Raw genomic sequence first — 26,178 nt, 5'->3', positions numbered from 1 at the left:
AGACAAAAACCACATACCCTGCTGCCCGCATCCTTTGTGTAGCAGGCGGCGGGGCCCCTACGGTTGGTTTGAATGCCACGATGACGAAACGCCCGCTTCCCAACGCCATGGTTTCCCGCGCCGCTGCCGCCGATGGCGCGCCGCCGCCTGCAGCCGCCGCGCCGTCGCCGGTGACGGTGGTGGGCATCGGCGCCTCGGCCGGCGGCCTCGATCCGATCTGCGAATTCCTGGTGGCGGTGCCGCCGGCCAGCGGCTTCGCCTACGTCGTCGTGCAGCACCTCGATCCGCTCCACAAGGGCATGCTGCCCGATTTGCTGCAGCGGGTAACGCCGATGGTGGTGGCCGAGGTGACCGAGGGCATGGCGGTCGAAGCGGACCATGTCTACGTGATCCCGCCCGATCGCAACCTCGGCTTCGAGGGCGGCCGGTTCGCGCTGCTGCCGTCGTCGGGGCGACGCGGTTTCCGCTTGCCGATCGATAGTTTCTTCCGCGCGCTGGCCGGGCATGGCCGCGAGCGCGCGGTTGGCATCGTCCTCTCCGGCATGGGCATGGACGGCACCCAGGGGCTGGCGGCGATACGCGAGAACGGTGGCCTGACCATGGCGCAGCAGCCCGGATCGGCGCGTTTCGACCCGATGCCCCTGAGCGCCATCGACGCCGAGGTGGTCGACATCGTCGCGCAGCCATCGGAGATGCCGGCGCACCTGTCGGAGTGGCGCGGCGGGCACGAAGGCGGTCTGCCGGCGCAGGCCTCGGCGCAGCGCGAGGCGCTGCAGCGCTTGTTCCTGCTGCTGCTCAAGCAGACCGGCGCCAACTTCTCCGACTATAAACTGAGCACCGTCATGCGCCGCATCGAGCGCCGCATGAAGCTGTGCCAGTGCCTCACCTTGGGCGCCTATGTCGGCCATATGGACGCCAACCCGGCGGAAGTCGAGCTGCTGTTCAAGGAACTGCTGATCGGCGTGACCAGCTTTTTCCGCGATCCCAAAGTGTGGGAGTACCTGATGGCGAGCGCGTTGCCGCAACTGCTGGCCGAGCATCCGGAGGGCGCCGCCTTCAAGGCATGGGTGCCTGCCTGCTCGACCGGCCAGGAGGCGTACTCGCTGGCGATCGCCTTCAACGAGGTGCTCGAGCAACTGCGGCCCACGGCGCGCTACACATTGCAGATCTTCGCCACCGACCTTGACGAAGACGCCATCGACCGCGCGCGCCAGGGCGTGTTCGGCGCCGCCATCGAGGACGACGTCTCCGCGGAACTGCTGCAGCGTTACTTCATGCCAGGCGGGAAGGGCGGCTACCGCATCCGCAAGGACGTGCGCAACACGATCATCTTCGCGCGCCAGAACATCATTTCCGATCCGCCGTTCACCAAGCTCGATATCCTGTGCTGCCGCAACCTGCTGATTTATTTCACCGCAAAGCTGCAGGAGCAATTGATCCCGCTGTTCCACTACGCGCTCAAGACCGGCGGCCTGCTGATGCTCGGCAGCGCCGACACGCCCGGCCACTTCAACGAATTGTTCGCGCCGATGTCCGGCGGCGGCCGCATCTACCGGCGCCTGGACGCGTCCATCCACCGCGTGGCCAACTACTTCCCCACGCGTGTCAACACCGTGTCCATTCCTTCTGCCAGCGAGCCTATCAGCCCATCCATGAACGGTAACCTCCAAACCCAGGTCGAGCAGCTGCTGCTTAAAAAGCACGCGCCGGCCGCCGTGCTGCTCAACGTCCATGGCGACATCCTCTATATCCATGGCCGCACCGGCGCCTACCTGGAGCCGGCAGCCGGCAAGGCCAACTGGAACATCCACGCGATGGCGCGCGACAGCCTGCGCCACGAACTGGCCGACCTGCTCAAGCGCGCCGCCCAGGGCGACGGCATGGTCGCCGTGCGCGGCCTGATACAGCGCGACGCGACCGGCAGGCCGTCGCAGGCGCTGGACCTGACGGCCGAGGCGATGCCGGAATCGGGACCGCTGTCGGGCACCGTGATGGTGACCTTCGCCACCTTGCCGCTGCCGTCGGAACGGCGCCGTTCGCGCTCGGCCAACCCGCAGGTGCTGGAGCTCGAGCAGCAGCTGGCGCAGGCGCGCCTGGAGATCCAGGCGGTGCGCGACGAGATGCAGGCCTCGCGCGAGGAGCTCAAGTCGGCCAACGAGGAGCTGCAGTCGACCAACGAGGAACTGCAATCGACCAATGAGGAGCTGACCACCTCCAAGGAGGAGATGCAGTCGCTCAACGAGGAGCTGTACACCGTCAACGCCGAGCTGCAGTCGAAGGTGGACGATCTGTCGGTGGTCAACGGCGACATGAAAAATCTGCTCAACAGCACCGATGTGGCGACCATCTTCCTCGACAACAAGCTGCGCATCCGCCGCTTCACCGACCAGACCACCCACATCTACAAGCTGATACCGGGCGACGTCCAGCGGCCGTTGGGCGACATCGTCAACGACCTGCTGTATCCGGAGCTGGAGGCCGACGCGCAGGAGGTGCTGCGCACGCTGGTGTTCTGCGAAAAACAGATCCCCACGCGCAGCGGCGGCTGGTATACGGTGCGCATCATGCCGTATCGGACGGTGGAGAACGTGATCGACGGGGTGGTGGTCACCTTTATCAACATCACCGAATCGAAACTGCTGGAGGCGCAGCTACGGTCCATGCAGAATGGTCCGGGGCCGCTATGAACAAGCGCCAGCGCCCCGAACTCGATCCCGACCGGCTGCGCTACGTGGCCGAGCAGGCGGTCGCCGCGCTGGCCAAGACCGGACGTCCGCCGCCGGCCGACGCCGACAGCGAAACGCTCAAGCGCTGGCACGAGCTGCAGGTGAGCCAGATCGAGCTCGATATGCAGAACGTGGCGCTGGCCGAAGTGCAGACCGAGCGCGATCTGGCCGAGGCCGCGCGCGAGCACTACGCGGCCTTGTACGACCAGGCGCCGGCCGGCTATCTGTCGCTCGATCCGGAGGGGCGCATCACGCGCGCCAACCACGCCGCCGGCGATTTGCTCGGCTGCCGCCGCGAGGAGCTGCGCGGCCGCTCGTTCGAGCAGTTCGTGGCGCCGCAGTCGCAGGCGGGCCTGCGCCGTTTCCTGGCCGAGCTGCTGGTCAGCGGACGGCGCGCGGTGCTGGAGGTGCCGCTGTTCGCCGCGCTGCGCGGCGGCGCCCAGCGCCAGGTGCATATCGAGGCCAATCTGGATGTCGCCGCCCGCAGGTGCCGCATGATCCTGACCGACATCGGCAGCGCCGACGCCCGCGAGGCGGCGCGCCGACGCGCCTTCCAGGTGATCGACAGCATGGGCGAGGGCGTGATGGTGTGCGATGTCGAAAAGCGCATCGTTTCCGTCAATCCGGCCTTCACCAGGCTGACCGGCTATCCGGTGGAGGAGGCGCTGGGCCGTGATCCGCGCTTCCTGGGCCGGCCCGGCGCCCATCCCATGGGCTACCACGCCGAGGCGATGCGCTGCCTGTGCGCCTACGGCAGGTGGCAGGGCGAGGTGTTCAACCGCCGGCGCGACGGCGTGCCGTATGTCGCGGCGATGTCGCTGACGGTGATCCGCGACGAGGACGGCGCCATCAGCCACTTCATCGGCGTGTTCTCCGACATCACCGCGCGCCAGCGCGCCGAGGCCGACCTGCTCAAGTTGTCGCGCGAGCTCGATGGGCGGGTGGCGGCGCGCACCGCCGAGCTGACCGAGGCGAACCGCCTGCTGACGCTGGAGGTGGCCGAGCGCAAACGCACCGAGGCCGCGCTGCAGGAATCGCGCGACCAGCTGCGCAAGCTTGCCGAGCACCTGGAGACGGTCAAGGAGGATGAGCGCAAGCGCATCGCCCGCGACATCCACGACGAACTGGGACAAAACCTGCTGGCGCTGCGCATCGACATCTCCATGCTCAGCGTGCGCACCGGCGAGCGTCACGCGCGCCTGCACCAGCGCGTCAACGGGGTGCTGGAGAATATCGATACGACGATCCGCAACGTGCGCGGCATCATGAACGAGCTGCGTCCGGCGGTGCTCGATCTGGGCCTGCAGGCGGCGATGGAATGGCAGGCGGCCGAGTTCCGCAAGCGCAGCGGCATGGCCTGCGCGTTGACCCTGCCCGGCGAGGCGACCTTCGCGGCGATCACGTCGGACATGGCGATCGTGCTGTTCCGCGCCATGCAGGAAGCGTTGAGCAATGTGCGGCGCCACGCGCTCGCCAGCCATGTCGAGATCGTGCTGGCGGCGCGGCCCGGGCGCCTGGTGTTCAGCGTGGCCGACAACGGCATCGGCATCGCGCCGCAGCAGCACGGCAAGAGCGAGTCCTTCGGCTTGATCGGCATGGCGCAGCGCGTGGCGGCGCTGGGCGGCAGCTTCGAGATCGGCCAGTATGTGGCGGGCGGCGGCTGCAAGCTGACGCTGGGCTTCGACCTGTCCGCGCAAGGCGGAGGCGATTAGCGGTCCGGCGATGCGCAAAAAGCATTTTCAGCCATCCGCATAAGGAATATACTGCCGCTGAACTCAATCAGGGGCTTTTATCTTGTTAAAATATCTAGTGCTGCCGGCCGCTATCCTCGGCGCGGCGGCGGCTCACGCCGACGAAGGGCAGTGGCAGCCATACCAATTGCCGCAGCTGAAATCCGAACTACAACGCATCGGCATCGCCATCCCGGCCGAAAAGCTGGCCGACCTGTCCAAGCATCCGATGAGCGCCATTGTCGCGCTGCCCGGCTGTTCGGCGTCGTTCGTGTCCGACGCCGGCCTGGTGGTCACCAACCACCACTGCGCCTATGGCGCCATCCAGCGCAACGCGACGCCGGAGCACAATTACATCGTCGACGGCTTCCTGGCCAAGACCCGCGCGCAGGAGCTGCCCGGCGGCCCCAATTCGCTGGTGTATGTGACCGACAAGGTGGAAAACGTCACCGCCCGCGTGCTCGAAGGCGTCACGCCCGCGATGAGCGGCAAGCAGCGCCACGACGCGGTGGAAAAAGCCGTCAAGGCGCTGATCGCCGAATGCGAAACCGACAGGATCTACCGGTGCTCGGTGCCGGCCTTCCATCGCGGGCTGGAATACTACCGCATCCGACAAATGATGATACGCGACGTGCGCCTGGTCTACGCGCCGCCGGACATGATCGGCAACTACGGCGGCGACGTCGATAACTACGAATGGCCGCGCCATACCGGCGACTTCGCGTTCCTGCGCGCCTACGTGGGCAAGGACGGCCGTCCGGCCGATCCGTCGCCGGACAACGTACCGTATCAATCGAAGGACTTCCTGGTGCTGTCGGCCGAGGGGTTGAAGAACGGCGACCCGGTGCTGCTGGCCGGTTATCCGGGCCGCACCAGCCGCTACAAGCTGCCGTCGGAGATCCGCGCCGCGCGCGACGTCGGTTATCCGGCGCGCGTGGCCGAAATCCAGGCCGATCTCGACGTCATCGCCGCCGCTACCAAGGGCAAACCGGCGGCGGAAGTGCGCTACGCCAGCGTCGCCAAGAGCCTGAACAACGTGATGAAGAAATCGCAGGGCCTGATGGACGGTTTCGCGCGCAAGGACATCGCCGCCGTCAAGGACGTGCAGGACGCGCAATTCCGCGCCTGGTACGCGGCGCAGAAGGACGTGTCGAAAACGCTGCTGGCGGAGCTGGACGCGGTGATCGCCGCCGACATCGCGCTGGGCGACGAGGAGTTCGGCTACAGCGTCGCCACCACCGGCGAGCTGCTGAAAAGCGCCGCCACCCTGCATCGGCTGGCGCTGGAAGGGGCGAAGCCTGACGCCGAGCGCGAGACCGGTTTCCAGCAGCGCGACGCGACCTTCATCAAGGCGCGCCTGAACCGGCTGGAACAGTCGTACGTGGCGGAGGTGGACCAGGCGCGTTTCGTGGCGGCGCTGCGGCGCTACGCCAAACTGCCCAAGTCCATGCACGTGGCGGGCCTCGACCCGCTGCTGCCGGCGCCCGAGGCGGTGCCGGCGCTGTACGCCGGGACGGGACTGGGCGACACCGCCACGCGGCTGGCGTGGATCGGCAAGGACGCCGCCGCCGTCAAGGCATCGGACGACGCCTTCATGCAACTGGCGGCAAAGCTGGACGGCGCGGCGCAGTCGCTCAAGGACCGCCGCAAGGAATTGGACGGAAACCTGGAGCGCGTGATCCCGCGCTACATGGAAGCCGTCATCGCGTGGAAGAAATCGCAGGGCAAGCCGGTGTACCCGGACGCGAATGGCACCTTGCGCGTCACCTACGGCACCGTGGCGCCGTATTCGCCGCGCGACGGCATCAGCAAGGGACCGTTCACCACCGTCGAAGGCATCGTCGAGAAGCATACCGGCAAAGATCCGTTCAACGCGCCGCAACGGGAGCTCGACGCCATCAAGGCCAAGCGCTACGGACCATTCAAGGACGCCGTCCTCGGCACCGTGCCGGTCGACTTTTTGAGCAGCGCCGATACCACCGGCGGCAATTCCGGCTCGGCGGTGATGAACCGCAGGGGCGAGTTGATCGGGCTGAACTTCGATTCGACCTACGAGTCGATCACCAAAGACTGGTATTTCGATCCCGCCATCACCCGCGCTATCCATCTGGATATCCGGTATATGCTGTGGGTGATGAGCGAAGTCGATCATGCCGACAACCTGCTCAAAGAGATGACCATTAAATATCCGGCGAAAAAATAATGCACGAATTATCGGTTCTGTTGGGGTACCTGAATTTGCCGCTGCATCTGGCGGGATTCGCCACGACCCCGTTGGAACTGGTGTCGTTCATCCTGGCGGTGGCCACGGTGTGGCTCAACATCCGCCAGAGCCATTGGGCCTGGCTGTTCGCCATCATCTCGTCGGCCACCTACGGGCTGGTGTTCTACGGCTCGCGGCTGTACGGCGACATGGGGCTGCAACTGGTGTTCATTTCGGTGTCGTTCTATGGCTGGTACCAGTGGCTGCACGGGAATGACCGCCACGAACGGCTCGCGGTCAGCGCGCTCGACGCGCGCGGCCGCTGGATCGCCGTGGCGGCGTGGCTGGCCGGCTTCGTGCTGCTGGCGTGGTTCCTCAAGACCTACACCGATACCGACGTGCCGCGCTCCGATGGTTTCCTAACCGCCGGCAGTCTGGTCGGACAGCTGCTGCTGTCGCGTAAGAAGATCGAGAACTGGCATGTCTGGATCGTTGTCGATGTGCTGTATGTCGGACTCTATCTGCACAAGCACTTGATGCTGACGGCGATCCTGTACGCTGTCTTCGTCGGCATGGCGGTGGTCGGCCTGCGCACGTGGCAGCAGTCGGCCGGCATGGGGGCGGGCGGTGGCGGTAGCGGCGGCGAGGAAACCGGCGGCCGCAGGCTGGTACTAGAATGACGCTGGCGGCCATGCCACGGCGCGTGGCGATACTGGGCCCGGCCTCCTCGGGCAAGACCACCTTGGCGGCGGCGTTGGCCGCGCGCTATCGGACGGTCTGGGTGCCGGAGTATCTGCGCGAATTCGTCGATGTGGGGCGGCGGGTTCCGGTGGCGGCTGACCAGTTCCATATCGCCAGTACGCAACGTGAACGCGAGGACGCGGCGGCGCGCTCGGCGTACGGGTACCTGTTCTGCGATACGGCGCCGCTGATGACGGCGGTCTACAGCCGTCATTATTTCGGCGGCATCGACGATCAATTGGCGCGGCTGGCCGACGGGCACCAGCGCGACTATGCGCTGACCCTGGTGACCGCGCCGGACATTCCGTGGGTCGCCGACGGTTTGCAGCGCGAGTCCGAGCAGGTCAGCGTTACCATCAACCTTATGCTGATGGAGGAATTGGCGGCGCGCCGGATACCGTATGTGCTGGTATCGGGCGCGCCGCAGCAGCGGCTGGCGCAGGTGGAGCGGTTGTTGGCGGCGATGCCGTAATCGCCGTCGCCGCGCCGCCTGCGGATTTCGCTTTACAGGTCGAACTGTGCCGACACACGGAACGTGCGCGAAGCACCCGGCATCAAATATCCACCCAGATCCTGCGTCACGTCGCGCCAGTAGAACTTGTCCAGCGCGTTGTTCACGCTGGCGCGCAAGGTTGTCGAGACACCCCCGATGCGCGTGGCGTACGAAGCCCCGAGGTTGAGCACATGGTAGCTTGGCACGAACACCTGGTTCTCGGGATCGAAAGCCTTCTTGCCCGAGTACTGCCAGTTCGCGTTCAGATTCAAGCCTTCGATTTGCGGCACCGCGTAATCCGCATACACCGACGATTTGAACGCGGCGACGTTGGTCACGCGCTTGCCGTCCAAACTGGCCTGGCCCGTATCGCTTTGCCTGGTATTGAGCGCGGTGGCCGACACGCCCACCATCAGTTCGCGCGTGGCGCGGCCGTTCAACGCCATCTCCAGGCCACGGTTCTGCGCCTCGCCATTGCGCACGTAGGAATTGCCGGCGTCGGTATATTCCAGTCCCTTGCGGATCTCGAACAACGCCAGGGTGGCGCTCAGGTCCGGGCGGATGTCGGCCTTGATTCCGACTTCCACCTGCTTGGATTTGGACGGCGCCAGCGCCTGCCCCTCGTTTTTGGTCTGCATCGGCGCGATGCCGCCATGCTCCAAACCTTGCGCGTACGAGGTGTAGAGCGAGACATTGGGAAGCAGGCTATAGACCAGCGCCACATTCGGCAGCCAGAAGCCAACGTCGGTATTCGCATCCGGCAGCGGGACGTTTTGGTCGTTGGGGCCAACGTATTCCACGCGCCTGACCTGCACGTAGCGCGCGCCCGCGTGCAGTTTAAGCTTCGCATTCAAACTGACGATGTCCTGGGCGAACAAGGAGCGTTCGTTGCCGTGGCGTCGTTCGAAGGCTGGGGCGTTGACATCGCCGCCCACCGGAGCGACCACCACTGGCTGGTAGATGTTGCTACGGCCGGACTCCGTGTAAATGTAATCGCCCCATTTTTCGCTGTTCTTCTGGAACGACGCGCCGCCGGTGAACTGGTGCGCCAGCGCGCCGGTGGCGAAGCGGCCCTGGACCAGCGCCTGCATCGTCAGCGGCGACTTCTTCTCGCCCAGGCTGACGTAGTTGTAGACGTCGTAGTCGCCGTTGCCGCAGTAGCCGGGGTAGAAGTTCGGGCCGCAGCCGTAAGGGAATGCGGTGTAGTCGTCGCGTTTGAAGTGGTGCTGGTTGGCGCTGACCGTGGTGCTCCAGTCGGACGAGAACTTGTATTCGAAGCGCGCGCCGATGTTGCTAGTGGTGGTTTCCACCGGACGGCTCCACGGCTGATTGTTGAGCATCGTGTCGGCGTCGACCACCGGCAAGGTGGTGTTGTCCAACAGCTGGAAGCCCGGCGCGGTCAGTTGGGATTTGCGCTGGTAGTCGGCATCGACCTGCAGCAGCGCCTGCGGCGACAGGCGCCAGTCGAAGGCGGCCGAGATGAACTTGCGGTTGCCGTCCGCGCCCTTGATATAGGAGCGCAGGCGCTCGCCGGCGACGTTGACGCGGTAGCCGAAACGGTTATCCTCGAAGCGTCCGCCGACATCGACGGCGCCATACAGGGTGCCGCGCTCGCGCGCCTCCAGCACGACGGTGCGCAGCGGCGTGTCGGTCGGGCGTTTGGTGACGTAGTTAATGATGCCGCCCGGCGCGGAGACGCCGGCTTGCAGGCCCGACAGGCCCTTGAGCACTTCCAGGCGCTCCTTGTTCTCGAGCGGGATCTGGGTGTCGCCGGGGATCGCCATGCCGTCCTTGCGGTAGCTCGACGCGTTGTCGAGCTTGAAGCCGCGGATCGAGAATTGTTCGGCGTAGCCGACGGCGTTGTAGGAGTCGCTCAGGCTGGCGTCGAATTTGGCGGCGTCGGTGGTCGAGCGGATTTGCAGGTCGAGCATTTGCTGCGACGTCAGTACGCTGACCGAGGCCGGCGTTTCCAGCAGCGGGGCGTTGCCGAAACCGGCGACGGAGGCGGTGGTGGCGCGCACCTTGGTGGCGCTGACGACGACCTCCGGCATGGACTGCTCGGCGGCGGCTCCGGCCGCCTCGACTGCCGGCTCGGCGGCGACGGCGGCGCCGGAAAATGCATGGAACACCGCCAGGGCGATGACGGAAACTGCGAAATGTGGTGTGGACATGTCTGCTCTCTGCTTGTTCTCGGCTGGACGCCGCGAGGAGAGCCATCAAAGGAGGGGAGAACTACTTTGCGCTTTCCTTCGCTGGCATTATCCAGATCAGGTACGAAGGGTATCTCTCACCCGGAACAAAATGCCCAGGACCCCTAGCGAGCCGGCAGTGTATCACACCCGTTGCCGGGGGCGGCGCGCGCGGTGGCGTGCGACACAATTCGCGCCGCGCCGATACACTTCGGGTTTGCGCCGCACGGCGTCAATGAAGCAGTCACAGCATATGTGGAGGCGGCGCCATGTCCTGTTCGTCAGTGCATTTCGGCGCCACGTTGCTGGTTCGCGCTAGCGAAAGGAGTGGAATGAGGCAGTCGTATCATGAAGGAAGCTGGTTTGCGGTGCCGTTGCTCGATGGCGGGTACGGCTGGGGCTTGGTCGCCCGTTTGTCGCCGGGCAGCAAGATCATGCTGGCCTATCTGTTCGGGCCCAAGCTCGACAGGATACCGTCGATCGATGAACTCAACACCCTGCAGCCGCAGGACGCCGTCAAGGTGCTGCGCGTGGGCGACATGGCGTTGGCCAGCGGCCATTGGCGCGTGCTGGGCGAGGCCGTCGACTGGAATCCGGCACTGTGGCCGATGCCGCAGTTCCTGCGCCGCGCCGACGCCTTGAAGCGCGCCTGGCGCGTGACATATTCCGACAACGATCCTAGCCGTTCCGAGCGGGAAGAATCGGTGCCCTACGATACGCCCGGGCTGGAGGCCGATTCGCTGTACGGCTACGGTTCGACCGAGTTGCTGCTGACCAAGCTATTGGAGTCGCGCGAGCATCCGATCAACCGGAGCAGCTGACGTTCCAGGCGGCATATTCGCCACGGTGCTTGCGCACGGCGACCGTCGCCGTCGTGTCGCGATCGCTTTCAAACACCAAACCGTACATGACCGGCGCGCCGGCCGCCGCCGCCGCCGGCTTCAGCGCCGCCAGCCGGAAGGTGAGGGCGCGTTGCCGCGCGCAGCCGGAGTTGCCGGCGAATAGCAGGCGCGCGCGCAACAGCAGCTCGCGGTGCTGTCTCAGCAACGCCACCGCATCTGCCGGTGGCACGGCCTGATCCATCAATACCGTATATCTGGCCGCCTGACACGGAATGTTCGGTTGCGCCAGCCACACGTGCCATTGCGGCGCCTCGGCGGCGTCGGTCCAGCGCTCGCCGCCGGGTTTGGCCGCATCGTAGACAAAACTGGAGCGCACTTGCCGGCACAGATCCGGCGCCGAGCGGCGCGGCGCGGAATCGACACTGGCGATCACGTTCCACGCCTTGCCGCGCTGGCGTTCGATTTCGAACGCGGGGGCGAACAACGGCGCGGCGCCCCAGGGCCGCTGCGGTTGCGCGGCGTTGCGGGCGCGGAAGAAGTCGTCGAACGATTCCCGCTCGGCCGCCGTCGGCGCGCGTTGTTCGATGCGCGGCGCGGCCGTCGCGGAGGGCGCGGCGCCGGCGTTCGGCGCGGCCAGCAGAGCCGGCAACAGCACGGCGGCGAAGATGGACGGCCGCGTCATACCGCCTTCATCGCGATCTGGATCACCAGGCCGCCGCCTTCGCGGTTGCTCAAGGTCAGTTCGGCGCCGTGGCGCAGCAGCACCCGGTCGACGATCGCCAGTCCCAGGCCGGCGCCGTTGGCCTGGCCGCGCGCGGCGTCGAGGCGGGTGAAGGGCTTGAGCAGTTGTTCGATCTGGTCGTCCGGCACGCCGCAGCCATGGTCCCCCACCTCGATGACGACGCGCCTGGACGCGCCCACGCCCTTGACGGCGCACGTGATGTCGATCTCGGTGATGTCCGTGTCCGGCGTTTTGCCATAGCGGCGGGCGTTTTCGACCAGGTTGTTGAACACCCGTTTCAGGTCGGTGCCGTTGCCCATCACGTGGGCGCCGGCGGCGATGGCGGTGGTCACGCGCACGTCCTGCAAACGCTCGGCCTCGTGCGCGGTGTCGGCCAGCAGTTCGCTGACATCGACATTGGTAAAGCTCGACGCCTCGGTCGGTTTGGCGTAGTCGAGGAACTGGCCGATGATGGCGTCCATCTGGCCGATGTCGGACTGGATGCCTTCGCGCGCCTCGTTCGACAGATTGGCCATTTCCACCTCGAGCTGCATGCGCGCCAGCGGCGTGCGCAGGTCGTGCGAGATGCCGGCCAGGATCACGGCGCGGTCCGATTCGACCTGCTGCAGCTGGTCGACCATCTGGTTGAAGCTGCGGTTGGCCTCCATGATTTCGGCCGGGCCGCTTTCCGGCAGCGGGTCCGGCCGCCTGCCCTGCGCGAAGGCGCGGGTGGCCTTGGTCAGGCGCCGCAGCGGCAGGTTGATCAGGCTGGAGATGAAGGCCGCGCCGAGCAGCGACACCACCGACACCACGCTGGCCCAGCCCAGCCACTGGATGCCGGTCAGGCCGCGTATGCGTTCGCGTTCGAGCATCAGCCAGTATTGGTCGTCGTCGATCTTGAAGCTGACCCAGAAGCCGGAGACGCCGTTCACCTTGGCCGAGAAGCGCGTGTCCGCGCCCAGCTTGGCCTTGACCAGTTTTTGAATATCCGGCATCAGCGCGTTCTTCGGCGGCGGTTCGACCTTGTCGTCCTCCTCCAGCGGGAACACGCGGATCCCCTCGTTCGACACCAGGTCGAACAGCAGCTCGCGCCGCAGTTCGGGCGCCGAGTGGGTGAGGGCGGCGTGGGTGATGGTGACGACCGAGATCACCTGCGCGGAGATCTGCTGCACCTGCGGCTCGTGCTGCACCACGCTGATCATGCCGACCCACGCGGTCATGCTGGTCGTCGTCAAGGCGCCGAGCAGGAAGAAGGTGCGCCAGAAAAGGCCGCTTTTCATGCTGGCCAGCCGAAAAGCGAAACGGAACTTCGAAAGAGACTTCATGCGCATCTTCGCGCGTTAGCGCGGCTGCCCCTCCGGGATGAACACGTAGCCCAGGCCCCAGACGGTCTGGATGTACAGCGGGCTCGATGGATCGGGCTCGATCAGCTTGCGCAGGCGCGAGATCTGCACGTCCAGGCTGCGGTCGAACACTTCGTATTCGCGCCCGCGCGCCAGCTCCATCAGCTTCTCGCGCGACAGCGGCTGGCGCGCATGGCGGGCGAATACTTTCAGTACCGAGAACTCGCCGGTGGTCAGCGGCACCGTCTCGCCGTTTTTCTTCAGCGTGCGCGTGCCCAGGTCCAGCACGAATTGGCCGAATTCGAACGATTGCGGCGTTTCCGACGGCGCGCCGGGGATCTCGTCCGGGCCACGGCGGCGCAGCACGGCGCCGATGCGGGCCACCAGTTCGCGCGGGTTGAACGGCTTCGGCAGATAGTCGTCGGCGCCCATTTCCAGGCCGACGATACGGTCCACGTCCTCGCCTTTAGCGGTCAGCATGATGATCGGCGTCTGGTCGCCGGCGCCGCGCAGGCGGCGGCAGATCGACAGACCGTCCTCGCCAGGCAGCATCAAGTCCAGCACCAACAGGTCGTAGCGTTCGCGCAGCCACAGCTTGTTCATGGCGGTCGCGCTTTCGGCGGTGAAGACGTTGAAGCCTTGCTCGGTCAGGTAGCGCCGCAGCAGATCGCGCAGGCGGACGTCGTCGTCCACCACCATGATCTTGGCCTGATGGCCATGCTGGTTGGCGGAGTTGTTGCCGGATTCAGTCGTTGTGCTAGTCATTTGCTCTGTCAGAATTGTCTTATTGATGTTGCTATGGTAACGTCATATCCGTTTTGCGAAAACGTCTGTGGCGACCCATTACAAAGTGTTACAAACTTTACCCAATTGGTCTTACCCCCTCGGTTAAAGCATCATACACTTCAAGCACGGATTCAGCTTTTAGGAACATCATGTTCATCGATCACAAAAAAATACACGCGGCAGCAAGCGCATCTTTTTGCGTTCGATCCTCCATGGCTTCCTTATTGGTGTGCTGCGGTGTGTTGGCGGCGGGGCTTGCCCATGCCGAGCCCGGCGACGGGCCGCGGCGCGAGGAAAACCGGCCTCAGCAAGTACAAATCCAGCGCCAGGCCGATCCGCGCCAGGCCGACCAGCAGCGCCAGGCCGAGCAGCGCAACAACTATGAGGCCCGCGCCGAAGAGCAGCGCCGCGCCATGCAAGAGGCCAGCCGCAACGCCGAGATGAACCGTCGCGTGGGACGCCTGACGCCGGACGAGCGTCGCGATCTGCGCCGCCAGATCAACGAAGCGGGGCAGGACATCTACGCCAATCCGCCGCGCCGCTAGGCAACCGGCCGCTATTTCCCCTGGCCGCGCCCGGCCGCGCGCGATGCCCTCCCGTCCTGGCTGTCCTCCTGTTATCCCCCGTTTGACCCGGTAAATATCAAATCATTATTGATCTGTGACAATAACATCACGGTTGTAGAGTTTTTACCACGAATACCGCTATCTTTTTCTTTGTCTGTGTGTAATATTAATTAATTGCACGCAATGCCCTTCGGCCGCGTGACGCCTGGAGGAAAATCGTGGTTCAAGACGTTGCCGCCGCAGCGCCCTTTCCCGTTGGCGAGCCATCGGCTCCCAGCGCCAGCCTGCCTATCGGTTTGGTTCGTAAAACCGACGGTATTTATATCGATGTCGGCCTGCCGCGGCCGGCGCTGATCGCCGCCATCGGCCAAGTGTTCCGCGCCGGTTATTACCTGCCGGGCCTCAATTACCCATTGATGATCAAGGCGCTGTTCGGCGTCGGTCCCGATCTGGGCGCGGCCCAGGCGGTGCGCCTGTGCGACGACCTGCGCCTGATCGATCCGCTGCGCGTTCCGCTGTATAAAAATCCCAAGATGGGCCACGGCTACGCCGAATACTACTTCGAGCCGCTGTATCTGGACGAGGAGGTGCTCCCCGACGGCACCGTGATCCCGGAGCGCCAGACCCGCCTTGACGTCGACGAATTCGTCGCCGACATGTGGGGCAAGGGCATACAGTTCGGTATCGACGTGGCGGCGGTGGCGTCGGCGATGGCCGCCGCCAAGGCGGACCGCATCACCTTCGCCACCGATCTGGAACCGGAGCCGGGGCAGAACGCGACCGTGATGGAGGTCTCGTCCGACCTGCACCGCAGCGACGCGCCGAAGGCGCGCGCCGACGGCCGCATCGATTTGCAGAGTTTTCAGAACCGCTTCCCGCAAATCAAGGCGAACGTCAGGTTGCTCAAAAAGGTGCCGGCGGTGCCGGGCCAGCCGGGCTTCGACCTGTCCGGCCGCATGACGGCGCCGGAGCCGCCGCAGGACCTGACCTTGCGCTTTTACGCCGGCGACGGCACCGAGGCGCAGACCCTGGAGGACGGCGAGTATCTGGTGTCCACGCGCGAGGGCTTCCTGAGCGTGGACTCGAAGTCCAGCCGCATATCCATCACCGACAAGATCGTCAGCACGGAAGGCGTCAGCGGACGCACCACGGGCAACCTGCAGCTGGCCGGCGCCTATGAGGAATACGGCGACGTGCAGGAACAGCGCGACGTCACCGGCGGCGACATCACGGTGCACGGAAACGTCTATGGCAACATCCATTCGCGCGGCGGGGTGGTGGTGCTGGACAAGAATCTGGTGAGCGGCAGCGTGCAGAACGCGCTGGGCTCGATCAGCATCGCCGGTGTGGCCTCCAATTCGGTGATCCACACCAGCGGCGGCGCGATCACGATAGCGCGCGCCGAGAACTGCGTCATTTCGGGCAGCATCGTCAAAATCGATGAAGCCTCTAATTGCGAAATCATCGCCGACGAGGTGGTGATCGCGGTGGCCGAGGGCTGCGCGGTGGCGGGGCGCAACGTGGAAATCGAAAGCGCCGGCCCACGCCGCCGCACCGAGATGGTGATCCATGTGCTGGTGCGCGACGTCAAGCGCTTCGACGAGGAAATCGCCGAACTCGATGTGCGCCTAACCGGTTTCGCGCAGACCATCGAGGCCGGCGAGCAGGAAGCCGCGCGCATCGCCGCGCTGCCCGACGTGCGCCGCTATCTGGCGCTGGCGGTCAAGCTGCGCACCCAGGAATTGACCTTGACGCCCGAGCAGGGCCAGTTCCTGCGCAAGATCGCCGGCGCCGTGGCCACCGAGATCCAGGCGATCGAGCAGTTGAAGAAGGAGATCCAGGCCGCGCAAACGCAGCAAACGCTGTTGCGGGACCGGTTGGCGCGGGTGATCGAGCAGAAGGTGGCGGCGGCCGGCGTGGCGCGCTGCGGCCTGCACATGGTCAGCGGCGAGACCACGGTGCGCACCATGCCTTTCGCCGCCGACGGCGTGTCGTTGACGCTGTTGCCGCCCAAGGAGATCAAGCAGCGCCTGCGCGGCACCCCGAGCGGCGGCGAGATGCTGTTCTGCGACAGCGCCGGATCGCTCGACTGGCATCTCGACCCGCGCGCGCGGGCATCGGCGGACTAGCGGGCCGCCTGGCATGCGCAAGCCGCGCGCGCGCATGATGTGCGCGCACAATGCCCTGCGTTCATGCTAATCTACAAATAATATTAAAAAAGTGAAGGAGCTGCCGCTCCGACGTACATCTTTGTGGGGACTACCGTGTCAGACGACGCAACGACGCTGGAACAAACTGCGGAAGGTGATTTGCCCGCGGCGATCGTCAAGCGCGATGACGGCGTTTATTTCGATGCCGAAGCGACCGCGGTATCGTGCGTCGCGGCGGTCGGCCAGGTCTTCCTCGGCGGGGCCTACTTCGCGGGGCTCGATTACGCCGTCTTCACCAGAATGCTGTACAACTGCGGCCCGGAGCTGCCGGCCAACCTGGCCGGCCAGCCGCTGCTGCGCTTCGCCGACAGCGTCGAGCCGTTCCACGCGGTGCGCCGCGCCCTGTACAAGACCGTCAAGGTGATCGCCGGCGAGGCGGAATACTACTTCGAACCGGTGTTCTTCGAGGTGCCGGATATGCCGCCGCAACCGGCGCGCCTGAAGTTCGACGAATTCGTCGCCGACATGTGGGGCAAGGGCATCCGCTTCGGTATCGACGCGCCGGCCGTGCGCGACGTCATCGTCAGCGGGCGCCTGGCGCGTATCATCGTCGCGCGGCGGCTCAACGTCGTGCAGGGGCGCGACGCTACCATCGTGGAAGTATCCCGCGATATCCACCGCAGCAACGCGCCGCGCGAGACGCCGGACGGCAAGCTCGATCTACAGACGTTTCAAAACCGCTTCCCGCAGGTCAAACCCAACGTCAAGCTGCTGCGCAAGGTGCCGCGCACACCGGGCGTGCGGGGCTTCGAGTTGTCCGGCGTGGTGCTGGAGCCGCCGGTGCCGCGCGATATCGAACTGACTTCGGTGGCCGGCGCCGGGACGGTGATCGAAAACCTGCGCGACGGCGAGTACCTGGTGTCGGCGGTCGAAGGCTTCCTGAGCGTGGAGCCGGGCAGCAAGCGCATCTCGATCGGCCCGAAGATCATCAGCCGGGAAGGGGTGAGCGCGCGCACCACCGGCAATCTGCAACTGACCGGCGAGTACGAGGAATTCGGCGACGTGCAGGACCAGCGCTCTGTCGACGGCGGCAACATCACCATCCACGGCAACGTCTTCGGCAATATCAGCTCGCGCGGCGGCGACATCGCGCTGGGCCGCAACCTGATGGGCGGCACCGCCGTCAACGCGGACGGGGCGATCCGCGTGAAGGGCGTGGCGTCGGGCGCGGTGCTGCAGACCAAGCGCGGCGAAGTCTCGCTGGCGCGGGCCGAGAGCTGCATCATCTCCGGCACGCGGGTGGTGATCGGGGAGGCCAGCAACTGCGAGATCATGGCCGACGAGGTGATCATCAAAGTGGCCGAGGGCTGCGCGATCGCCGCCCGCAAGATCGAGATCATTCACGCCGGGCCGCGCAAGCAAAGCGAGATGCTGCTTTACACGCTGGTGCCGGACCTGACAAAATTCGACCGGAAGATCGCCGAGCTACTGCCGAAGGTGTCGCAGGCGCTGCGCGATGGCGAACAACGCAAGGCCGAGATGGACGCCATCACCAGCCAGCCGGAAGTGCGCAATTATCTGAATCTGGCGACCCGCGTGCGCAAGCGCGAGGTGATACTGACGACCGAGCAGGAGCCCTTGTTCCACAAGATGGCGACGGCCGTGGGGCCATCGCTGCGCGCGGTCGCCAAGGTCTCGCTGGCGCTCAAGGCGGCGCAAGCGCAGCAGGAGCAGGCGCAGCAAGAGGTCAATCAGGTGGAGCGGGAAAAGAACGCGCTGATGAACGGCTCGCGCTGCACCGTCCACATGCTCACCGGCGACGTGCTGGCGCGGACGATGAGTTTCGTGCCGGACGGGCCGCCGCCGTACGACCGCCCCGCGAAGGAACTGAAAGCCAAAGTGCGCGGCGCCGACGCCGGCATGACGAAAATCTTCTCCGGCCACGTGGGCCCGATCAACTGGGCGCCGCAAGCCGACTAGTCACTCAAGTACGCCGCAACGCCGCAACCAACTCCCGCACGTGCAGCGGCAAGGCCGCATGATCGCGCACGCAGATCAGCAACTTGCGATCGGCCCAATCGTCGTTCAACGCCACCACCCGCAACGCCTCCGGATCGGCACTGCGCCGCGCCGCCGCCTCCGGCAATATCGCCACACCGGCGCCGCTGGCGACCATGCGGCAAACCGCCTCAAAGCTGCGCAGCCGGATCTTGCAGTGCATCTCGCGCCCCAGCCGCGACGCCTGTTCGGCCGCATACTGCTGCAAGGCGCTGTCGCCCGCCAGACCGATGAAGTCCTGATCCAGCGTATCGGCGAACAGCACGCCGCGCCGCTTGCCGCGCCCTTTGCCGATGCGCTGGGCCAGCGGATGTTTGCGCGCCATCACCAGCACCAGGGGATCGTCACGAAACGGCAAGGTTTGCAGCGCCGCGCTGTCCACCGCGTCGGTGACGATGCCGATATCGGCCGCGCCGTCGGTGACCGCCCGCACGATGTCGCGGCTCAGCCGTTCTTCCAGATCGATGCTCAGTTGCGGGTGGCCAGCCAGGAAGCCGGCCAGCGCCTCCGGCAGGAATTCGGTCATCGCCGAGGTGTTACACAGCAGCCGCACCTGCCTTTTCAGGCCCGACCCGAATTGGGCCAGGTCAGCGCGCATGTCGTCCAGTTGGCGGGCGATGGCGCGCGCGTGATGCAGCAGCGCGCGTCCCGCCTCGGTGGGCTCGGCGCCGCGCCGTCCACGCTCCAGCAGCGCCAGGTTCAGGCCTTCCTCCATGCCGTGGACACGGGCGCTGGCCGAGGGCAGCGACAGGTGCGCCAGCTTGGCGCCGGCGGTGATGCTGCCGCTTTCGGCGATATGGACGAACAATTTAAGGTCGATCAGGTCGAAGCGCATGGTTCAGCCTACGGATAATGTGAAGTCAGGCTAAGTATATTCCACATTCCCACGCAAGCCGCCGGCGTGCAGAATAGCTCCCATGAACACATCGACACTCTTTATCGCATTGGTATTTGTGCTGGCCGGCCTGGTGAAAGGTGTCACCGGGATGGGCCTGCCGACGGTGGCGATGGCCTTGTTGACATTGACGTTGCCGCCACTGGAAGCGGCGGCGCTGCTGATCGTGCCTTCGGCTGTGACGAATGTATGGCAGCTGGCCAGCGGCCCGGCGCTATACCCGCTCTGGCTGCGCCTGCGGACCTTGCTGGTGGCCGTTTGCGTGGGCACGGCGGCCGGCGGATGGCTGTTGTCGTCGTCACCGCCGCCCGATGATTTCATCGCTGCCGGCGCGCAGGGCATGTCCAGCGGCGCGTGGGCCTCGGTGGTGCTCGGGCTGGCGCTGGCGGGCTACGGCGCGTTGGGGTTGAGCGGCTGGCGCGGTCGCGTGGCGCGGCGTGCGGAGTCGTGGGCCGGGCCGCTGGCCGGCGCCGCCACCGGCGTGCTGGCCGGTATAACGGGAGTCTTCGTCATGCCGGTCGCTCCCTATCTGCAAGCGCTTAACCTGGAGAAGGACGATCTGGTGCAGGCGCTGGGACTGGCCTTCACCGTCTCGACGTTGGCGCTGGCCGTGGTGCTGACCTGCCGGGGCAGTTGGCAGGTGTCGTCCGCCGGCGGCTCAGTGCTGGCGCTGCTGCCCGCCGGCGCCGGCATGATGCTGGGCCAGTGGCTGCGCGACCGCATGCCGGCCGCCGTCTTCAGGCGTTGCTTTTTTATTAGCCTGCTGGCGCTGGGCGCGCATCAATGCCTGCGTGTCGCTACAGGGTGACTTTGCCGCGCATCTGTTTGCGTTCGCCGTCCTTGGCTTTTCCATCGAGCCTGCGGCGCTGCGAGCCGCGCGTCGGCTTGGTGGCGCGCCGCACGGCGGGCAGCACCGCGATGCTGTCGACCAGTTCCTGCAGGCGCCGCAGGGCGTCCTCCTTGTTGGCTTCCTGGCTGCGCGACTGCTGCGCCTTCAATACCACCACGCCGTCCTTGGTGATGCGGCTGTCGCGCATGGCCAGCAGGCGTTCCTTGATATGCCCGGGCAGCGAGGAGGCTACGATATTAAAACGCAGATGCACCGCGCTGGAGACCTTGTTGACGTTCTGTCCCCCGGGTCCCTGCGCGCGGATCGCACTGAGCTCCACGTCGTTCATATCTATTAAGTTCGTCATCGGGTTGGTCGCGCTCTTTGTCGCATTGTAGCAAACGGCTGCCGGCCGCCGGGCTAACGTTGATGCCAATCAATCCCGCACCGGAAGCGTGCGGTTAGGATGATTCATGCCTGTTACCGCACGTCAATAGACGAAAGGATGATCATGATTCTCTCGAAGATGCAAGCCATGAATGCCAACGCCGCCGTGCGTCCCACCGAGCCGGGGGCGCAGCAGTATCTCGTGTTCCGGCTAGGCGGTCTCGATTACGCGCTGGACTTCAGCAAGGTGCAGGAACTGCGTCCGCTGAAGGAGCTGGAACGCTTCGCCTCGGACGGCGAGATTATCAGCGGGGTGGCGGTGTCGCGCGGCGTGATCATGCCGATCGTCGACATGCGCATCGCCTTCGGCCCGCGTCCGCCGGCGCACGATCCGCTGACGGACGTGATCATCCTCAAGCTGTCGACCTGCGTGATGGGGATGGTGGTCGATGGCGTGACCGATATCGTCTCGCTGACGCTCGACGAGCTGCTGCCCATACCCGGCACCGGCACCAGCCCCGGCGGCGGCACGGCGCCGCCGGTGGATTACCTGCTCGGCCTCGGAGAGGTCGACGGGCGCCGCCTGATCGTGGTCGACATCGACAGGCTGATGTCGATCCGCAAAGTGCCGGTCGGCGCCCGCCAGGCCGCCTGAGCGCCCGCGCGGGCTGGCCCGGTCAGGCCAGCGCTTCGAGCTGCTCCTGCAATTCCAGCCATTCCGCTTCCAACTGGCCCAGGTCCTTGGTGAAGAAGCTTTGATCGGCCAGCAGCTGTTTCAGCTTGGCCTTGTTGGCCGCTTCGTAGATCGAAGACTCGCCCAACTTGGCATCCACCTCGGCTTTTTGCGCGCTGCGCTTGGCGATTTGATCGTCCAGGCGCTTGATCTTTTGCTCCAGCGGCTTGCGCAGCGTGGCCAGGCGCTGGCGGTCCTCGGCCTGCTGGCGCTTCTGGTCCTTGCTGGCGGCGGCCGGCGCGGCTGCCGCCGGCGCGGCGACCGGCGACACCACCGGGAAGTCGGTCTTGTTGGCCTTGCCGGCGGCGGGCAGCACGTCGGTGCCTTTCCCCAGCTTGGTCTTGAACAGCCAATCCTTGTAGTCGTCCAGATCGCCGTCGAACGGTTGCAGCTTGCCGTCGGCGACGATGATGAATTCGTCGGTGGTGGCGCGCAGCAGGTGGCGATCGTGGGAGACCACGACCAGCGTGCCTTCGAACTGCGCCAGCGCCTCGGTCAGCGCCTCGCGCGTTTCCAGGTCCAGGTGGTTGGTCGGTTCATCGAGCAGCAGCAGGTTGGGGCGCTGCCAAACGATCAACGCCAGCGCCAGGCGGGCCTTCTCGCCGCCGGAGAACGGCGCGATCGAGCTGGTGACCATGGTGCCGGGGAAGTTGAAGCCGCCCAGGAAGTTGCGCAGCTCCTGTTCGCGCACGGTCGGGGCGATCTTGGCCAGGTGCCACAGCGGCGATTCGTCGTGGCGCAGCATCTCCACCTGGTGCTGGGCGAAGTAGCCGATGTTCAGGCCCTTGCCGATGGTGGCGTCGCCGGTCAGCGGCGCCAGTTCGCCGGCGATGGTCTTGATCAGGGTCGATTTACCGGCGCCGTTCACGCCCAGCAGGCCGATACGCTGGCCGATCTGCAGCGAGAACTTGATGTTGTTGACGATGGTCTTGTGGGTGATCTCGCCGGTCGCTTCGTTTTCGATCGCGTAGCCGGCGTTGACGTCTTCCATCACCAGCAGCGGATTCGGAGCGCTCAGCGGCTCGCGGAACTCGAACGAGAATTCGGCGGCGGCGCGCAGCGGCGCCAGTTCTTCCATCTTGGCCAGCGCCTTCATGCGGCTTTGCGCCTGGCGGGCCTTGGAGGCCTGCGCCTTGAAGCGGTTAACGAACGATTCCAGGTGGGCGCGCTTGCGCTGCTGCTTTTCCAGCGCGCCGGCCGCCAGGATCATCTGCGCCGCGCGCTGACGCTCGAACGACGAGTAGTTGCCCGAGTAGCGTTTGAGCTTGCGCTCGTCGATGTGCACCACCACGTTGACCACTTCGTCGAGGAAGTCGCGATCATGGGAGATGATCAGCAGGGTGCCGGCATAGCGTTTGAGCCAGTCTTCCAGCCAGATGATCGCGTCCAGGTCCAAGTGGTTGGTCGGTTCATCGAGCAGCAGCAGGTCGGAAGGGCACATCAGCGCCTGCGCCAGATTCAGGCGCATGCGCCAGCCGCCGGAGAAGCTGGCCACCGGCTGCTGCATCTGGTCGAGCGTGAAGCCCAGGCCGAGCAGCAGCTGTTCGCCGCGCGACTGCACGGTGTAGGCGTCGGCGTCGGCCAGCGCGCTGTAGATTTCGCCGATGGCGATGCCGTTTTCCGACGATTCGGGTTCCGATTCCAGGCGCGCCAGTTCCGCTTCCAGCTTGCGCAGGGTGACGTCGCCGTCGATCGCGTAGTCGAGGGCCGCGCGGTCCAGCGGCGGCGTTTCCTGCGCCACGTAAGCGACGCGCCATTTGGCCGGGAAGTCGATTTCGCCCTGGTCCGGGTGCAGCTCGCCGCGCATCATCGCGAACAGGCTCGATTTGCCGGCGCCGTTGGCGCCGATCAGGCCGATCTTGTCGCCCGGGTTCAGCGTGACATCGACTTGTTCCAACAGCGGCTTGGTGCCGCGCATCAGACTTACTTGTATAAAGCGGATCATTGGTTCTTGTACTTTAAAGAGGGTGTTACAGCTTCAGCTGGTCGGCGGTCAGCAGGAAGACCATGTCGTCGCCGGCGCTGGTGGTGAGCCAGGTCAGGCCCAGCGCGCCGAAGGCGGCTTCGGCGAATTCGCGTTCGTTGCCGATTTCGACGATCAGGATGCCGTCGTCGGTCAGGCGCTCGGCGGCGCCGGCGACGATCTTGCGCACCAGGTCCATGCCGTCGCTACCGCCGTCGAGGGCGATTTGCGGCTCGGCCAGGTATTCCTTCGGCAGCTTGGACATCGAACCCGAATTGACGTACGGCGGATTGGTGATAATCAGGTCGTACTTCTTGTCCGGCACATTGGCGTACAGGTCGGACTGGATCAGCGTCAAGCGGTCTTCCAGCTTGTAGGTGGCGACGTTTTTCTTCGCCACTTCCAGCGCATCGGCCGAAATGTCGACCGCGTCGACGCGGGCGTCGGGGAAGGCGTCGGCCAGCATGATGGCCAGGCAACCGGAGCCCGTGCACAGTTCCAGGATGTTGGCGATGTTATCGGGCTGGTTGACCCACGGCGCGAAGTAGTCCGGGATCAGTTCCGCGATGAAGGAGCGCGGCACGATGGTGCGCTCGTCGACGTAGAAGCTGTAGGTGCCCAGCCACGCCTCGTTGGTGATGTAGGCGGCCGGCACGCGGTCGACGGTGCGGCGGTCGATCACCGCCAGCACCGACGCGACTTCCTCCGGCAGCAGGCGCGCGTCCAGGAACGGCTCCAGCTTGTCCAGCGGGAGCTTGAGCGTGTGCAGGATCAGGTAGGCCGCTTCGTCGAAGGCTTCGACGCTGCCGTGGCCGAAAAACAGCTGGGCGGCGTTGAAGCGGGTGACGGCGTAGCGCAACAGGTCGCGCGGCGTGGTGAAAGGAGTCGTGTTCATGGTTATCTCGGTATAACGGTAATCGGTTCGCGCACGCCGCGCGGGCAGCCGGCCGGTGAATCAGGCCAGCAGGTTTTCCAGTGTACGGCGATAGATATTCTTCAGCGGATCGACGAAACGCAGCTCGATATGCTCGTCGATCTTGTGGATACTTGCGTTGGGAGGCCCGAATTCTATCACTTGGGGGCAGATCTGAGCGATAAAGCGTCCATCCGAGGTGCCGCCGGTGGTCGACAGTTCGGTGTCGACGCCGGTTTCCGACTTGATCGCCGCCGACAGCGCGTCGCTCAGGGTGCCACGCGGGGTCAGGAATGGCAGGCCGCTCAGCGCCCATTTCAGGTCGTAGTGCAGATCGTGCTTGTCGAGGATCGCGTGCACGCGGCGTTTGAGTTCCTCGTGGGTGCTGGCGGTCGAGAAGCGGAAGTTGAAGTCGATGACCATCTCGCCGGGGATGACGTTGTTCGCGCCGGTGCCGCCGTTGATGTTGGACATTTGCCAGGACGTCGGCAGATAGTATTCGTTACCGGTGTCCCAGACCTCGGCCACCAGCTCGGCCAGCGCCGGCGCGGCCAGGTGGATCGGGTTCTTGGCCAGCTGCGGGTAGGCGATGTGGCCCTGCACGCCCTTGATGGTCAATTTGCCCGACAGCGAACCGCGGCGGCCGTTCTTGATCACGTCGCCCAGCGTTTCGTCGGAGGTCGGCTCGCCGACGATGCAGTAGTCCAGCGTCTCGCCGCGTTCCTTGAGCATGTTACAGACGATGACCGTGCCGTCGGTGGCGGGGCCTTCCTCGTCGCTGGTGATCAGGAAGGCGATCGAGCCTTTGTGGTCGGCGTGGGCGGCGACGAACTCCTCGCAGGCGACGACGAAGGCGGCGATCGAGGTTTTCATGTCGGCGGCGCCGCGACCATAGAGTTTACCGTCGCGGTGGGTCGGCGTGAAGGGCTGCGAGCGCCATTGTTCGACCGGGCCTGTCGGCACCACGTCGGTATGGCCGGCGAACACCAGCAGCGGCGCGGTCGTGCCCTTGCGCGCCCACAGGTTGGTCACGCCGTTCGATTCGATCACCTCGCAGACAAAGCCCAGCGGCGACAGCAAGTCGATCAGGTGCTGCTGGCAGCCCTTGTCGTCGGGGGTGACAGAGGAGAGGGCGATCAGTTTTTCGGTCAGCGCCAGGGTCTTGGAAGGTGTCATGGTGGGGGTAAAGAAGATCAGAGATTGAAAATTTGTTTGTACTGGGCGTCGGAGAAGCTGACGGCGAAGGTGCCATCCTTGTCCAGCACCGGGCGCTTGATCACCGAGGGATTCTCCAGCATCAGCGCGATGGCCGCTTCGTCATCGACGATGGACGCCTTGCGCTCGTCGGACAGCGCGCGCCAGGTCGTGCCTTTTTTATTCACCAGCACATCGCGCGACAGGTGTTTGAGCCAGCCGGCGACGATTTCGCGGGTCAATCCCTGCTTCTTGAAGTCGTGGAAGGTGAATTCCTGCTGCTGGTCGGCCAGCCATACGCGGGCTTTTTTGACGGTGTCGCAGTTGGGGATGCCGTAAAGGGTGGTTTTCATGTGCGTGCGGTGTCGGGCGAAAGGCCGACAGAATACCATGGGGCGCAGGCGGAGGGTACGGGCAGGGGCCACGCACTCGGCCCGCTGGTATAACAATTTGATATTGCCACTTATCGAATTGACATTGGTAGTCCGGGTATCCGCTGCCTAATATGGATCGGTTGTCGTACAACTATCAGGAGCCGTGGGATGGAATTGCCGAACAAGCCGACCAAAGAACAGATCCGTCAGTATATGAGCGAGCGTTTGACGCAACACTGCTCGCCGCCGTCGACCGGGGATATCCGCCGTCAGCTTGGTTGGGGTTTGGTGCCGTCCACAGACGATTGCGTGGCGCCGGCCGACCCGCAGCCGCGCCGCTGA

Annotated in this window: 22 protein-coding genes and 1 riboswitch; of the genes, 12 read left to right on the top strand and 10 right to left on the bottom strand. The window is 65.3% G+C overall.

Annotated elements, in window-relative coordinates; all coding sequences use genetic code 11:
- Nucleotides 1–80: 80 nt before the first annotated feature.
- The 5 genes from BMX85_RS04265 (at nucleotide 81) to BMX85_RS04245 (ending at nucleotide 7,872) form a co-directional block, all read left to right on the top strand.
- Nucleotides 81–2,687 (top strand): chemotaxis protein CheB, encoded by a 2,607-nt coding sequence (locus BMX85_RS04265; protein WP_229210270.1) that lies wholly within the window; start codon nucleotides 81–83, stop codon nucleotides 2,685–2,687.
- Entirely contained in the window at nucleotides 2,684–4,438 is a 1,755-nt protein-coding gene (locus tag BMX85_RS04260; protein WP_090314406.1) for a sensor histidine kinase, read from the top strand. Before BMX85_RS04265 ends, BMX85_RS04260 begins: the two co-directional genes overlap by 4 nt.
- Before the next feature lie 82 nt (nucleotides 4,439–4,520).
- Nucleotides 4,521–6,659, top strand: coding sequence for a S46 family peptidase (locus BMX85_RS04255; protein ID WP_177196641.1), 2,139 nt, complete (start codon nucleotides 4,521–4,523; stop codon nucleotides 6,657–6,659).
- The gene (gene pnuC, locus BMX85_RS04250; RefSeq protein ID WP_090314404.1) at nucleotides 6,659–7,339 is read left to right on the top strand and encodes a nicotinamide riboside transporter PnuC; all 681 of its coding nucleotides are present in this window, start codon (nucleotides 6,659–6,661) and stop codon (nucleotides 7,337–7,339) included. Before BMX85_RS04255 ends, pnuC begins: the two co-directional genes overlap by 1 nt.
- On the top strand, nucleotides 7,336–7,872 hold the full coding sequence (locus BMX85_RS04245) for an AAA family ATPase (RefSeq protein WP_090314403.1): 537 nt from the start codon (nucleotides 7,336–7,338) through the stop codon (nucleotides 7,870–7,872). Before pnuC ends, BMX85_RS04245 begins: the two co-directional genes overlap by 4 nt.
- Nucleotides 7,873–7,904: 32 nt before the next feature.
- On the opposite strand, the gene BMX85_RS04240 is transcribed toward BMX85_RS04245, so the two are convergent.
- The gene (locus BMX85_RS04240; RefSeq protein WP_090314402.1) at nucleotides 7,905–10,064 is read right to left on the bottom strand and encodes a TonB-dependent siderophore receptor; all 2,160 of its coding nucleotides are present in this window, start codon (nucleotides 10,062–10,064) and stop codon (nucleotides 7,905–7,907) included.
- A 56-nt stretch (nucleotides 10,065–10,120) separates the two neighbouring features.
- Nucleotides 10,121–10,219, bottom strand: a riboswitch (TPP riboswitch).
- A gap of 195 nt (nucleotides 10,220–10,414) precedes the next feature.
- Between BMX85_RS04240 and BMX85_RS30390 the strand changes: the two genes are divergently transcribed.
- Nucleotides 10,415–10,903 (top strand): Imm26 family immunity protein, encoded by a 489-nt coding sequence (locus BMX85_RS30390; protein ID WP_090314401.1) that lies wholly within the window; start codon nucleotides 10,415–10,417, stop codon nucleotides 10,901–10,903.
- Here BMX85_RS30390 and BMX85_RS04230 read toward each other — a convergent pair.
- From BMX85_RS04230 to ompR, 3 genes are read right to left on the bottom strand one after another with little or no spacing between them, the layout of a single operon-like run.
- Complete coding sequence (locus tag BMX85_RS04230; protein WP_090314400.1) at nucleotides 10,887–11,606, bottom strand: hypothetical protein; 720 nt, start codon at nucleotides 11,604–11,606, stop codon at nucleotides 10,887–10,889. The genes BMX85_RS30390 and BMX85_RS04230 overlap by 17 nt on opposite strands.
- A complete protein-coding gene (locus BMX85_RS04225) occupies nucleotides 11,603–12,970 on the bottom strand; it encodes a sensor histidine kinase (protein WP_090315219.1) in 1,368 nt (455 codons plus the stop codon). Before BMX85_RS04225 ends, BMX85_RS04230 begins: the two co-directional genes overlap by 4 nt.
- A 15-nt stretch (nucleotides 12,971–12,985) precedes the next feature.
- Nucleotides 12,986–13,753 (bottom strand): osmolarity response regulator transcription factor OmpR, encoded by a 768-nt coding sequence (ompR, locus tag BMX85_RS04220; RefSeq protein WP_090314399.1) that lies wholly within the window; start codon nucleotides 13,751–13,753, stop codon nucleotides 12,986–12,988.
- Between the two features lie 233 nt (nucleotides 13,754–13,986).
- Here ompR and BMX85_RS04215 point away from each other — a divergent pair, with 233 nt between their 5' ends.
- The 3 genes from BMX85_RS04215 to BMX85_RS04205 all read left to right on the top strand — a co-directional run bounded on the left by BMX85_RS04215 (nucleotide 13,987) and on the right by BMX85_RS04205 (nucleotide 18,470).
- Nucleotides 13,987–14,319 (top strand): hypothetical protein, encoded by a 333-nt coding sequence (locus tag BMX85_RS04215; protein WP_229210269.1) that lies wholly within the window; start codon nucleotides 13,987–13,989, stop codon nucleotides 14,317–14,319.
- A 239-nt stretch (nucleotides 14,320–14,558) separates the two neighbouring features.
- A complete protein-coding gene (locus BMX85_RS04210; RefSeq protein WP_229210268.1) occupies nucleotides 14,559–16,469 on the top strand; it encodes a flagellar assembly protein A in 1,911 nt (636 codons plus the stop codon).
- A 135-nt stretch (nucleotides 16,470–16,604) separates the two neighbouring features.
- Nucleotides 16,605–18,470 (top strand): flagellar assembly protein A, encoded by a 1,866-nt coding sequence (locus BMX85_RS04205; RefSeq protein ID WP_229210267.1) that lies wholly within the window; start codon nucleotides 16,605–16,607, stop codon nucleotides 18,468–18,470.
- A gap of 4 nt (nucleotides 18,471–18,474) precedes the next feature.
- Here the strand turns inward: BMX85_RS04205 and BMX85_RS04200 are convergent, their stop codons facing one another.
- Complete coding sequence (locus BMX85_RS04200; protein ID WP_090314396.1) at nucleotides 18,475–19,383, bottom strand: LysR family transcriptional regulator; 909 nt, start codon at nucleotides 19,381–19,383, stop codon at nucleotides 18,475–18,477.
- 82 nt (nucleotides 19,384–19,465) lie between these two features.
- Between BMX85_RS04200 and BMX85_RS04195 the strand changes: the two genes are divergently transcribed.
- Complete coding sequence (locus BMX85_RS04195; RefSeq protein ID WP_090314395.1) at nucleotides 19,466–20,251, top strand: sulfite exporter TauE/SafE family protein; 786 nt, start codon at nucleotides 19,466–19,468, stop codon at nucleotides 20,249–20,251.
- Here BMX85_RS04195 and arfB read toward each other — a convergent pair.
- Nucleotides 20,241–20,639 carry an alternative ribosome rescue aminoacyl-tRNA hydrolase ArfB gene (gene arfB / locus BMX85_RS04190; RefSeq protein ID WP_090314394.1) on the bottom strand — a complete coding sequence of 133 codons (399 nt, stop codon included), beginning with the start codon at nucleotides 20,637–20,639 and terminating at the stop codon, nucleotides 20,241–20,243. The two genes, BMX85_RS04195 and arfB, sit on opposite strands and share 11 nt — an antisense overlap.
- A 159-nt stretch (nucleotides 20,640–20,798) precedes the next feature.
- Here arfB and BMX85_RS04185 point away from each other — a divergent pair, with 159 nt between their 5' ends.
- Nucleotides 20,799–21,314, top strand: coding sequence for a chemotaxis protein CheW (locus BMX85_RS04185; RefSeq protein WP_229210325.1), 516 nt, complete (start codon nucleotides 20,799–20,801; stop codon nucleotides 21,312–21,314).
- A gap of 22 nt (nucleotides 21,315–21,336) precedes the next feature.
- Here the strand turns inward: BMX85_RS04185 and BMX85_RS04180 are convergent, their stop codons facing one another.
- From BMX85_RS04180 to BMX85_RS04165, 4 genes are read right to left on the bottom strand one after another with little or no spacing between them, the layout of a single operon-like run.
- Nucleotides 21,337–23,337, bottom strand: a complete 2,001-nt coding sequence (locus tag BMX85_RS04180) for an ATP-binding cassette domain-containing protein (RefSeq protein ID WP_090314392.1) — start codon at nucleotides 23,335–23,337, stop codon at nucleotides 21,337–21,339.
- Nucleotides 23,338–23,362: 25 nt separating this feature from the next.
- Nucleotides 23,363–24,250: a 50S ribosomal protein L3 N(5)-glutamine methyltransferase gene (gene prmB, locus BMX85_RS04175; protein WP_090314391.1), complete on the bottom strand. Its 888-nt coding sequence runs from the start codon at nucleotides 24,248–24,250 to the stop codon at nucleotides 23,363–23,365.
- A gap of 60 nt (nucleotides 24,251–24,310) precedes the next feature.
- Nucleotides 24,311–25,444: a succinyl-diaminopimelate desuccinylase gene (gene dapE, locus BMX85_RS04170; protein ID WP_090314390.1), complete on the bottom strand. Its 1,134-nt coding sequence runs from the start codon at nucleotides 25,442–25,444 to the stop codon at nucleotides 24,311–24,313.
- A 17-nt stretch (nucleotides 25,445–25,461) separates the two neighbouring features.
- Nucleotides 25,462–25,815, bottom strand: coding sequence for an ArsC family reductase (locus BMX85_RS04165; protein WP_090314389.1), 354 nt, complete (start codon nucleotides 25,813–25,815; stop codon nucleotides 25,462–25,464).
- A gap of 189 nt (nucleotides 25,816–26,004) precedes the next feature.
- Here BMX85_RS04165 and BMX85_RS30385 point away from each other — a divergent pair, with 189 nt between their 5' ends.
- Nucleotides 26,005–26,178, top strand: a complete 174-nt coding sequence (locus BMX85_RS30385) for a hypothetical protein (RefSeq protein ID WP_177196640.1) — start codon at nucleotides 26,005–26,007, stop codon at nucleotides 26,176–26,178.

Source organism: Duganella sp. CF517 (assembly GCF_900110275.1).
Taxonomy (GTDB): domain Bacteria; phylum Pseudomonadota; class Gammaproteobacteria; order Burkholderiales; family Burkholderiaceae_D; genus Rugamonas.
The sequence above is the reverse complement of the archived record's forward strand: the minus strand, read 5'-3'. Positions and strand labels throughout refer to the sequence as shown.